Genomic DNA, 11139 nt, shown 5'->3' with positions numbered 1-11139 from the left:
TTTCTTGCTGCACTGCTTTATTTTTCTGCCGTGCCACCCTGCTTCCGTCTTGCTTTTCCAGGCCGCGCATCGCTGCGCCGGCCGCCTGCACCGGGCGCTGTTTCCGCCCCTGCTCAACGGGAGCCGAACTATATCAAAGGTTGCGGAAGATTGGCAAGCGATTATCGAAAAGACTTCACCGATATGTCGCGCGACCGTAGGCAGCGGCGTGATGCCGCACTTGAAACAGGCGGGTTGGTACGGCGGATAAGACTGGCTAGGTCATTTCATCGTCCTATGAGGCGGACCAACACCATCACAATCGCGACCACCAACAAAATATGGATGAACCCGCCAATCGTGTAAGAAGTGACCAGTCCAAGCACCCACAATATGAGCAAGACAACTGCAATGGTATAGAGCATGATGCAATCCTCCAGTTAAGCGAGGTGTGCGGCGCTGCACACTCCTTGGTCGAACTGAATCACGCTAGCAGCAACGGTTGCGTCTCGCCATCGGACACCGCCTCATCGCCTTGTAGGACGGGATGAACCGCGCGTTACAGCAAAGTCCATTAGGAATTAGAATTGCTGGCAGATGCTAGTCCAACAGGGGGCCGCCGATGGAAGGTGTATCGCAACGCTCGGCCGCTGATACGGCAGAAAAAAACACCGGCCTTGCGAACGAGGAAGCGGTGCCGGCACGCGCACTGATGCGTGGCAGGGCCTTGTGGTATGCGCCGCTGGTGCGCGCATGCAGCTGGCTGGCGGCGGCGCTGACGGTAGCGGTGATAGCGTTCGGCTGGCTGGCCCACACTGGCGCGCGGCTGGATTGGTACGACTACGCCCGGATGTCGTCGATGCTGTCGCTGGCAGGTATCGCGATCTTTTTATTCGTGTTCTGGCGCGTCGCCGGCAAAATCAACCAGAAGTACCGGGCCCATCTGCAACGCGCAGCAGACTTGGCCGAAGCGACTGGTCTGCTGATCGCGGTCAGCGACAACACCAGCGACCCGATCTTCGTCACGAACCGGCAAGGCTTGCTGATCTTTGCCAACCCGGCCATGCTGCGACTGGTCGGCAAGACGCGCGAGCAGGCGATGCATCGCTGCAGCCGCGAACTGTTCACTGACCAAGGCGAGGCCGACCTGATCGATCGGGACGATCAGCGCATCATGCACAGCGGCCAGGCCGTCACGCTGGAACAGACGCTGCATTTGCCGCATGGCGTGCGCACCTATGCGTCGACCAAGGCGCCATGGTTCGACCGTCATGGCCAGGTAATGGGTGTGATCGGCATCAGTACCGATATCACGCAGCGCAAGCTGACCGAGGATTCGCTGAAGCAGCGCGAGGCGCAACTGGAGGCCACGATCGTGCAGCGCACTACTGCCTTGCGCAAGCTGACCAATCATCTGGAGACGGTGCGCGAGGAAGAAAAGCGGGCCATCGCGCGCGAACTGCACGACGACATGGGCGCCGCGCTGACGGCACTTAGCATGCATCTGGAAAGTGCCTACAAACTATTCCCGGACGACCCGCTGTGGCATGAACGCAAGGCCAGAATCCACGGTTTGCTGAAATCGGTGGTAACCACCACGCGCCGCATCCAGACTGATCTCAGGCCGAATATGCTCGACCTGTTCGGGCTGAAGGCGGCGATCAATGAGCTGGCCGAAGAATTCGAAAAACGCAGCAACATTGTGTGCCGCGCCAGTTTGCCCGATGAAGAGTTGACACTTGACCCAAAATTAGAAATCGTGCTGTACCGGATGTTGCAGGAGACTCTCAGCAATGTCGCCAAACACGCACAAGCGAGGCGGGTCGACCTGATTCTCGACGTCGATGAAGACCGGGTCGCGCTGACGGTACGTGACGACGGCATTGGCATCGCCCCGGAACGGCGTGACAATACCAGCACTTACGGGCTGCGCGGTCTATATGAACGCGCCGAGTTCCTGGGCGGCAAGGTGGCGATCGTCGCCAATCAGCAGCGCGGCACCACGGTCACGATCGCGCTGCCGTTGACGCCGCCCGGCCCATAGGTGGCGGTCGATTGAGGGGGGCGCCCCCCTTCGCCTTGTCCTACAGAGCAATCAGGCGCCGTCCTATAGGACCACATTTTTGCCGGTGCTAGCATGTTTTCAGTACGCCAATGTTGCACACGGCAACATTGGCGTCGCGTCCCTCTGCGATGGACCAGCCATCGCGCCTTGGGTACCAATCCGATCCGAACATTAACAGGAGAATGTCATGAAATTATCCAGGCAAATAATCACGCTGTTTTTCGCGGTATTTTTGACGGCGCTGGCAGGTTGCGCGTCGACCGCCAAGCACGAAGGTACCGGTGAATACCTCGACGATACGGCAATTACGACCAAGGTAAAGGCCGCGATCTTCAACGAACCGGGACTAAAATCGGCTGAAATCAATGTCGAAACCTTCAAGGGGGTGGTCCAGTTGAGCGGCTTCGTCAGCTCCAAGGCTGACAGTGAGAAGGCAGCGCAAGTGGCGCGCGAGGTCAAAGGCGTCACCTCGGTGAAGAACGATATACGAATGAAGTAAGGACCAACGCGGTAGCGCGCCTGAGTTGTGGACGATGCAGGCGCGCGCCGCGACCGCCGGCTGGAGGTTCCCCGGTTCCCGATTACTATTGACGAGTTTACGCAGTCCGATGACGTTCCAAGCGAACAACATTCGAAACGGTGGAGTCTCGATGGCAAAAATTCTGGTAGTCGATGACCACGCAGTGGTGCGCGCCGGGGTGCAGCAATTCATCGCCCAGCGACCGGAGTGGCAGATCGGCGGTGAAGCCGCTAGCGCGCAGGACGCGATCCGGCTCATCCGGGCTCAGGACTGGGACATCGTGCTGCTCGATATTTCGATGCCGGACAAGAATGGGGTCGAGGTGCTGAAGCAGATCAAACGCGAGAAGCCCGCATTACCGGTGCTGATCCTGAGCATGCATCCGGAACAGCGGTATGCGGTGCAAATTCTGCGCAGCGGTGCCAGCGGCTACCTGCAAAAGGAAGCGCTGGCGACTGAACTGGTCGAGGCGATCCAGACCGTATTGTGCGGTCATAAATACATCAGCCACGCCGTCGCCGAGTTGCTGACCCAGGAGCCGGTGGCAGAAGTCGACAAGCCCTTGCACGAAACCCTGTCTGCGCGTGAATACGATATTTTTTACCGGCTGAGTCAGGGCGAAGCGGTGACCCGGATAGCCGAAGCCCTGTGCCTGAGTGTCAAGACCGTCAGTACCTATCGCAGTCGGGTGTTGCAAAAAATGAATATGAGCGGCAACGCCGAGCTGATCTATTACGCGATCAAGCAAAACATAATCGACTGAAGGCCCGATCGACGCCGCGGCGGCCACCATTCACGCATTCGCGATCCACGGGCCAGATGCACGAAGCAGATGCGATGAACCACTCCAACAATAGCCGGGCCCGACAAACAGTGACGCCACCGCTACGCGTATTTCTGGTCGAAGATTCGGCCGACGTGCGTGCGCTGCTGGCCGAGGATCTGGCACAGATACCCGGCCTGGCATTGACCGGATTTGCCGATACCGAGAACGACGCGCTGCAGCAGCTACGGCGGCAGGCATGGGATATCTTGATACTCGACATCCAGCTAAGCCAGGGCAACGGCATCCACCTGTTACGCAAACTGAGCGAAGACGACAAGCTGGCCGACAAGCTGAAAATCATCTTCAGCAATCACGTCGGCAACGCCTATCGCCGCATCAGTGAACAATACGGCGTGCGCTACTTTTTCGACAAGAGTTCCGATTTCCTGCAACTGCACTGCTTGCTGGAGCAGTTCGGCAGCGGGGCCAGCCTGCGTTGACTTCCCTTGCCTGGCCGCGGCAGCGTCTTCGCATTGCGAGGCCAGTATCTACATGAACCCCTTAATTTATGAGCGCAGACACGCACCCATGCCATGAGTATTCTGGAAAGCCATGGGTCGCACCAGTCCGGATCGCCTCCTGACGTGACTGCAGCGCGCCTGCGCAGCGCGATGCACTGACCAAATAAGCGCTCCGGTCGCGTCCGTGGGGCGCACGCCACACCGCCCGCGTGCGGCTTGAAAATACTGGTTGACGCCATTCCCTCTGCGAATATACTGTACGAACATACAGTACATTTCCCAAGGAGCCCATCCGATGAAATCTGACACTTCCTCGCCTCAGACTGCGGTATCGACCGCCCCGTACGGCCAGACCGGCGCCGAGCGCGGCCGCTCGTCGGTGGCCACCCGCTTCGGCCAGACCGTCGATGTTCGCAACCGCGGCAGCCTGCGGTTCGTGCGGCTGACCGACAGCCAGCTGCCGGCCATCGAAGCGCCGGCCGTGGTCCGCGTCTGGACCGGCGAACAATGCCGCGAGCTGTCGGCCCATCCGGCACGGGCACTGGCCGCCCAATTGCTGGAAGCCGCCAGCCATGCCGACCTGCAGAATATGCTTTGAACGCGCCGCGTCCATCTATGACGCTAAATCGCGGCGGCGGCAGCGGCCGTGATTACCGTTACGCCGCAATCCCGCCAATTTGGTCGGCTGCATCGTGGCTCTGGTCTTCTACACTAACCGTCTGGTTCCGGCACGCTTTGACGCGCTGACAATCGGACCGGCAATCCTGATGCGCCCCCGATGCCGAGGCGACATCGGCTTGCTCGAGCACGAGCTGGTGCATGTCAGGCAATGGCGACGCAGTTTCGGCCTGTTCTGGGTACTCTATTTGTTCAGCAGAAAACACCGCTTGAAATACGAATTGGAAGCCTACCGTCGCCATCTGGAATTTGCGCCCGATAACGTGGCGCATTTCGCGCAACTGCTGGGAACGCAATACCGGCTCAATGTGCCGGTTGAGGAAGCGTATCGTCTATTGGTCGAGGTGTGCGTAGAACCATAAACTGCGGCCCTCGGAACCATAAAGTTGCCAAGTCGCTGGGGGGCTGCGGTCAAGCGCGCGACGTTTTCGCCACAAAAGTGGCCCCCGACGGGGTCGTCCGAACGAACTCTTTGATTTTGCTGACTTAATTGGTGCGGCTGGCGGGGATCGAACCCACAACCCCTGGCTTCGGAGGCCAGTACTCTATCCATTGAGCTACAGCCGCACGGGGAGAAACGTGAAGAGGTGTGCAGCATACCGTTTTTCTGGTTTGCCGTCCATGGAAAGCAGCGATTTTCGATACCAAAAGGGAACCTTTGCGACTATAATCAAGGGTTTGGCGAGGGTTTGCGCTGCAATATGCCGAGAGCTCGTGCTCGGCGCACGCAACGGCCGCAGGTTTCGAAAAATGTACTAAGGAAATTCATGAGCGACGCACACAACGAGCACGGATCCGGCATCAAGACGCCTAAGCAACTGATTGTTGCCGTGGCTGCCGGCTTTTTAGTCCCGATCATCATCATCATTCTGCTGGCGCAGTACGTCGCCAGCGGCGAAAAAGTCGGCGCCGGTTCCGAGGCGCAGACCAACGAATCGATCACCGCGCGTATCCATCCGGTCGCCGATGAAGGCTTTACGCTGAAAGACGTCAATGCGCCGAAGCAGTTGCAGGCGGCCGAAGCGGTATACAGCAGCACTTGTGCGGCCTGCCACGCCAGTGGCGCCGCCGGTGCACCGAAGCTCGGCGATGCCGGCGCCTGGTCGGCCCGAATCGCCCAAGGTTATGACACCCTGGTCAAGCACGCGATCGAAGGCTTGCGCGCGATGCCGGCCAAAGGCGGCAATCCCGATCTGGATAATATCGAAGTGGCGCGCGCGGTGGTGTTTATGGCCAACAAGGCCGGCGCCAAGTTCAAGGAGCCGGAAGTGAAAGTGGCGGCAGCACCCGTTGCTGCTGCGGCAGAAGCCCCGGCGGCGGCCAGCACCGCGGCATCTGCTCCAGCAGCCGCACCAGCTGCCGCGGCGCCGGCGCAGGTATCGGCCGATGTCGGCAAGAAGGTCTACGAAGCAACCTGCCAGGCTTGCCACGCTACTGGCGTGGCGGGTGCGCCAAAATTTGGCGACAAGGCAGCCTGGGCCGATCGTATCAAGCAGGGCGCGGCCGTGCTGCATGACCACGCGATCAAGGGCTTTCAGGGCAAGGCAGGCATGATGCCCGCCAAGGGCGGCGCCTCGGCCAGCGATGATGAAGTCAAGGCCGCGGCGGATTACATGGCTGCCGCTGCAAAATAAGCGCTGTCTGTTCTGTTCCAATAAAAAAGCCGGTCGATGACCGGCTTTTTTATTGCCTGAAACCATGATCAGCGACCGCACACCCCAAACAGGGCGGCACTGATCCGGCCTGTATCGCCAATCAGCGCAGTGTCCCTTGCGCGGTGGCCTGCTGCTGTGCGACAAAGATTTCGACGCGGCGATTCCTGGCGCGGTTGGCGTCGTTGTCGTTGGCGACCAATGGTTCGTGTTCGCCACGGCCAGCGACATTGAAGCGGCGCGCTGCGACACCGCGGCCGACCAGATAATCACGCGTGTTGGCGGCGCGGTGGTAAGACAGTGGATTGTTGATCGCATCGGAGCCGGTACTGTCGGTGTGGCCGACGATGGTCACCACGGTATCCGGATTCTCGTTCAGGCTGCTGGCGAAGCGATCGAGGACCGGGCGGAAGTTCGGCGTGATGTCAGCGCGGCTGGTATCGAACGAAATATCGCTCGGGATTTCCAGCTTGAGCCGGTTATCCGCGGTCTGGCTGACCTGCACGCCGGTACCTTGGGTCGCCTGCTGCATGGCCTGCTTCTGCTTTTCCATCCGGCTCGACCAGACGTTACCGGCGACCGCGCCGGCGATGCCGCCCAGCGCCGCACCGGTCGCCGCGCGCTCGCCGCCGCCACCACCGGTGACCGCGCCGAGCAGGGCGCCGGCCGCGGCACCGATGCCGGCGCCGGTCGCGGTGCCGCGCTGGGTCTCGGACATGTCGGCGCAACCGCTGATGGCGAGAATCGTGGCGACGCTTGAAGCAATGATTGCATTACGCATGGAAAACCTCCTTGTTATTCGATTGACGGGGATATCAGAATGATCACTTCTGACTCACTGAAGACAGTTTAGTTCTGGCAATTCTTGCAAAACGCACATTATTTTTCAGAGCAAGATTCAATCTGTTGCGGACTGCGCAGTTGCCCGGCGCAGCATAACAAGTTTTTCAATCCCTTTTTGCCGCGGGTCCGGCTGGCCGGGCCAGTATGCCTGGACCGCCAGCGGCAACTGCCGTCCCTGCGGCCGCTCGGCGCGCCGACAAAAAAGGGGCCAATGACTGGCCCCTAGTTTCAATTGACATCGATTCTGACATCGAGCGCGACAGCCAGCCGTGTCACTTCATCGCGAGCGCGCAGCAACTCGGTACCATCGCGGCCCCCATCGCCGCTTACCAAATGATCACGCGCTGGTTCGGTGCGCGATACATCTTGTCGCCTTCCTTGACATCGAAGGCGCTGTAGAAGCCTGGCTGGTTGGCCAGCGTACCCATGGTGCGGAACTGGTCCGGCGAGTGCGGGTCGCTCTTGATGCCGACGATCACTTGCTGGTCGCGTGTCTTCGAGCGCCATACCTGCGCAAAGCCCATGTAGAAGCGCTGCTCGCCGGTCAAGCCATCGATCACAGGGGCATCCTTGCCGCCGAGCGACAATTTATAGGCCTTGTACGCGATCGCAAGACCGGAGTTGTCGGCAATATTCTCGCCCAGCGTCAGCGCACCGTTGACGTGGTAACCCGGCAGCGGGCTGAAGGCGTTGTATTGCTCGACCAGCATCTTGGTCCTGGCGGCGAAGTTCTTATGGTCGTCCTTGCTCCACCAGTCGCGCAGGTTGCCGTCGCCGTCGTACTGGGCACCCTGATCGTCGAAGCCGTGGCTGATCTCGTGACCGATCACCGCGCCGATCGCGCCGTAGTTGACGGCATCGTCCGCCTTGGCGTCGAAGAATGGCGGCTGCAGGATCGCGGCCGGGAACACGATCTCGTTCAGCTCCGGGTTGTAGTAAGCGTTCACGGTTTGCGGTGTCATGCCCCACTCGGCGCGATCGATCGGCTTGCCGAGCTTGTTGATCTCGTACTGATTGGCGAACTGGGTCGCGCGCATCATGTTGCCGACCAGGTCGCCCTTGACGATTTGCAGCGATGAATAATCACGCCATTTGTTCGGATATCCGATCTTCGGCGTGAACTTGGCCAGCTTGGTCTGCGCTTCCTGCTTGGTCTGCGGGCTCATCCAGTCGAGCGTGTCGATGCTCTGGCGATACGCGGCCAGCAGATTTTGCACCAGCGCTTCCATGCGCGCCTTGCGCTCTGCCGGGAAGTGCTTCTCGACATACAGCTTGCCAACCACTTCGCCGAGCGAGCCTTGCACCAGGCCGACGCCGCGCTTCCAGCGCGGGCGGTTCTCCGGCACGCCGCGCAGCGCGGTGCTGTAGAACGCGAAATTCTGGTCGACGAACGGTTTCGACAGCGCCGCCGCATACGCGCTGACCAGGTGCCATTCGAAATACGCTTTCCAGGTCGCCAGCGAGGTGTTTTTCAGTACCTTGTTGAAACCGGTGAAATAACTCGGCTGGCTGACGATCACGTAGTTGACCTTGCCGTCGATACCGCTGGCGCTCAGATAGGACTTCCAGTTGTAGCCGGGCGTGAGCGCATTGAGCTTGGCGAAATCGAGCTTGTTGTAGGTCTTGACCGGATCGCGGTTCTCGACCTTGGTCCATTGCACCTTGGCCAGTTCAGTCTCCAGCGCCACGATCTGCCTGGCATTGGCGGCGGCGTTCTGGTCGCCGGCCAGCGTCAGCATTTTTTCGACGTGGACCAGGTACTTGGCGCGCGCATCGGCCAGTTTGGCGTCATCCAGTTTCAGGTAGTAGTCGCGATCCGGCATGCCGAGGCCGCTCTGGGCGAAATCGACCACGTACTTGGTCGAATCCCTGGCATCCTGATGCACGCCGAAATCATAGGGTGCGCCGACGCCGATCTGCTGCAGATGCGCGATCAGGGACGGCAGCTCTTTCTTGTCTTTCAGGGCGCGGATCTTGGCCAGCTCATGATCGAGCGGCGTCAGGCCGAGTTCGTCGACCGTCTTTTCATCCATGAAGCTGGCGTAGAAGTCGCCGATTTTCTGCGCTTCGGAGCTGGCCGCGTTGTTCGGGTTTTGCGCCGCCGCTTCGATGATTGCGCGCAACTGCGGCTGGGTATCGTCGGCCAGCTTGTAGAACGAACCCCATGACGACTTGTCAGCCGGAATCTCGGTCGCATCCAGCCATTTGCCGTTCAGGTAGCGGAAGAAATCGTCCTGCGGGCGCACCGACTGGTCGATGGTCTGCACGTCAATGCCGGAGGCGAGGGCCGAAGCCACGGTCGACGCCGCAATTGCAGTCTTGGGCATATCGGTTTTCAGCGGTTCTGCCGCGGTCGCGACGCCGGCGATGAGGCCGAGGGCGAGCGCACTAATCAGGTGACGATTCACAGAGGGATCCTTTTGAGTTTCTGTTGTGGACGGCAATGCGTGAGATGTGACTGATAAGTCACCGCGCGACTGTAGCATATCGTTGCCAAAAAACCATGGCGCAACGCAGCAAAATGGCGCCCGAACGGATCCGCCATAGGATCGCCTGCCAGCACTTGCGGGCCAGCTTGCCCGGCCTTATGCTGCGTGGAGAGAGAGGGAGTATTGCTCAAAACAAGGCGTCAGCCGCACGGATTTCAATGGGCAATAAAAATACTGTCTCCAGTATTTTTATTGCCGGATACTGCGTGGCGGCGGTATCCGGCGCAATGCAAGTTCACTCGTTGATTTGCGGCTGCGCCACGCTGCGCAACTGAAACCGTCCGTCATCATTAAACAGCCAAGTCTCGGAAATTTCTACCTTGCCGTGGTGCAGCAAATGGGAGCGTGGCTTGGGAAATGGCGCTGCGCTCTTCAGGCTGGCCAGCGCGGTCGATTCGGCGGCGCGGTCGTGGTTGCTGCGCACGACGTCGGTATGCACCAGCCGGCCGTCGGCATCGACGAAATATTTCAGCACGATCACCGAGCGCAGCAGCGCCTGAGGGCGGCCGGGATAGACCTTGTTCGCATTGCTATCCGAGATATGCTTCGCCAGCTCGGCCTTGTACGACTCGAACCGGAAGGCACTGGAACTGGAATCCGCGCTGGCGGGGGGGCGCGCGCCACTGCTGGCGCCGGTGCTGGCGCGGCCGCTGTCGGCTGGCGTGCCGGCACAGCCGGCGAGCAGCGCGCCGGCTGTCATGATTGCGAGGGAAATCCGGGTTTTCATCGTTGTCACCGTAAGGTTGGGCTGGCGGAATTGATGATCATAGGAGCGCGCACGCCGGGCGCCAATCGCCGTTACAAATTGTTGCTGCATGGCTACAAAAAATTGACGAATCGTCATGCAAAGGAGCCTGCCGGACTTACGGCTCGGCGCCCCCGGAGAATCGGCTGCAAAATTACCTGAACGGTCCATATTTCACCGGCTTTTTGGTCAATAGCTCGCTATTGACGCTGCAAATCCGGCAAAATCTGTCCTCGTTCAGCTATTTTTTCGCTTCGATTCCGTAAGTCCGGCAGGCTCCTCGGCATCGCTCCCGGTCGATACGCGATCAATCGCGCCATCATCGGTCCAGCGCCGATGCATCTGCCGCCCGCGCATCGACTGCACGGTATCGCAACCGGTACCACGCCATCCCCAGCCATTCATGCGCCGCATAGTGGCTGCGGCGCAAGCCTTCGCCCTGCGGCACAAAATCGACCGGCGTCAGCCGCTCGCGGCTGAAGAAAATCGTCGGCGCCGCCACCACCTGCAGCCCGTAGTGTTCAAACACCGCCTGCGCCCGCGGCATATGCAGCGCGTCGGTCACCAGCAGGATACGGCGCACGCCATCGGCCCGCAGCAGCCGCGCCGACAACTGCGCGTTCTGCGCCGTGTTGTCCGATTGCTGCTCGAGCCAGCGCACCGGTACCGCAAAATCGTCGCGCAACGCACGCGCCATCAGTGCCGCCTCCGATTCTGCGCCGCCCTCCTCCGGCGTGCCGCCCGACACCAACAGCGGCAGTCCGGTCGCACGTTGCAGCTGCGCCGCGTATTGCAGCCGCGCCAGGGTCCAGTAATTCGGGATGTCGCGGCCACCGTATTCGGGCGCCGCGCTGAGCCGGCCGCCGCTCAGCACCACGATC

13 protein-coding genes and 1 tRNA gene are annotated in these 11139 nt (G+C 60.4%); 8 read left to right on the top strand and 6 right to left on the bottom strand.

Annotated elements, in window-relative coordinates; translation table 11 throughout:
• Positions 1–250: hypothetical protein (locus tag ACFOFO_RS26160; RefSeq protein ID WP_390333491.1), on the top strand; the 250-nt coding region annotated here is incomplete at its 5' end.
• A 16-nt stretch (positions 251–266) separates the two neighbouring features.
• Here ACFOFO_RS26160 and ACFOFO_RS26155 read toward each other — a convergent pair.
• Entirely contained in the window at positions 267–404 is a 138-nt protein-coding gene (locus ACFOFO_RS26155) for a lmo0937 family membrane protein (RefSeq protein WP_390321301.1), read from the bottom strand.
• A gap of 197 nt (positions 405–601) precedes the next feature.
• Here ACFOFO_RS26155 and ACFOFO_RS26150 point away from each other — a divergent pair, with 197 nt between their 5' ends.
• The 6 genes from ACFOFO_RS26150 to ACFOFO_RS26125 all read left to right on the top strand — a co-directional run bounded on the left by ACFOFO_RS26150 (position 602) and on the right by ACFOFO_RS26125 (position 4891).
• A complete protein-coding gene (locus ACFOFO_RS26150; RefSeq protein WP_390333489.1) occupies positions 602–2023 on the top strand; it encodes a PAS domain-containing sensor histidine kinase in 1422 nt (473 codons plus the stop codon).
• Positions 2024–2231: 208 nt separating this feature from the next.
• A complete protein-coding gene (locus tag ACFOFO_RS26145; protein ID WP_390333487.1) occupies positions 2232–2543 on the top strand; it encodes a BON domain-containing protein in 312 nt (103 codons plus the stop codon).
• A 151-nt stretch (positions 2544–2694) separates the two neighbouring features.
• Complete coding sequence (locus tag ACFOFO_RS26140) at positions 2695–3327, top strand: response regulator (protein WP_390321305.1); 633 nt, start codon at positions 2695–2697, stop codon at positions 3325–3327.
• A gap of 74 nt (positions 3328–3401) precedes the next feature.
• Entirely contained in the window at positions 3402–3830 is a 429-nt protein-coding gene (locus ACFOFO_RS26135) for a response regulator (RefSeq protein WP_390321308.1), read from the top strand.
• Between the two features lie 316 nt (positions 3831–4146).
• Positions 4147–4449, top strand: a complete 303-nt coding sequence (locus ACFOFO_RS26130) for a hypothetical protein (RefSeq protein WP_390321310.1) — start codon at positions 4147–4149, stop codon at positions 4447–4449.
• Positions 4450–4618: 169 nt separating this feature from the next.
• A complete protein-coding gene (locus tag ACFOFO_RS26125; protein ID WP_390333486.1) occupies positions 4619–4891 on the top strand; it encodes a hypothetical protein in 273 nt (90 codons plus the stop codon).
• Positions 4892–5020: 129 nt separating this feature from the next.
• Here the strand turns inward: ACFOFO_RS26125 and ACFOFO_RS26120 are convergent.
• A tRNA-Arg gene (locus tag ACFOFO_RS26120) sits at positions 5021–5096 on the bottom strand.
• A 200-nt stretch (positions 5097–5296) separates the two neighbouring features.
• Between ACFOFO_RS26120 and ACFOFO_RS26115 the strand changes: the two genes are divergently transcribed.
• Positions 5297–6163: a c-type cytochrome gene (locus ACFOFO_RS26115; protein ID WP_390321315.1), complete on the top strand. Its 867-nt coding sequence runs from the start codon at positions 5297–5299 to the stop codon at positions 6161–6163.
• Positions 6164–6284: 121 nt separating this feature from the next.
• Here the strand turns inward: ACFOFO_RS26115 and ACFOFO_RS26110 are convergent, their stop codons facing one another.
• The 4 genes from ACFOFO_RS26110 to ACFOFO_RS26095 all read right to left on the bottom strand — a co-directional run.
• Entirely contained in the window at positions 6285–6962 is a 678-nt protein-coding gene (locus ACFOFO_RS26110) for a YiaD family glycine zipper/OmpA-like lipoprotein (protein WP_390321318.1), read from the bottom strand.
• Between the two features lie 388 nt (positions 6963–7350).
• Positions 7351–9432, bottom strand: a complete 2082-nt coding sequence (locus tag ACFOFO_RS26105; protein ID WP_390333484.1) for a M13 family metallopeptidase — start codon at positions 9430–9432, stop codon at positions 7351–7353.
• A gap of 316 nt (positions 9433–9748) precedes the next feature.
• Positions 9749–10357 (bottom strand): energy transducer TonB, encoded by a 609-nt coding sequence (locus ACFOFO_RS26100; RefSeq protein ID WP_390333481.1) that lies wholly within the window; start codon positions 10355–10357, stop codon positions 9749–9751.
• A gap of 220 nt (positions 10358–10577) precedes the next feature.
• Positions 10578–11139, bottom strand: a 562-nt coding sequence (locus ACFOFO_RS26095) for a YdcF family protein (protein ID WP_390333479.1), incomplete at its 5' end; no start/stop codon positions are given.

It is taken from the genome of Pseudundibacterium arcticum (assembly GCF_042646465.1).
GTDB classification, from domain to species: Bacteria; Pseudomonadota; Gammaproteobacteria; order Burkholderiales; family Burkholderiaceae_D; genus Undibacterium_A; species Undibacterium_A arcticum.
This window is presented reverse-complemented; position numbering and strand designations above follow the sequence as displayed.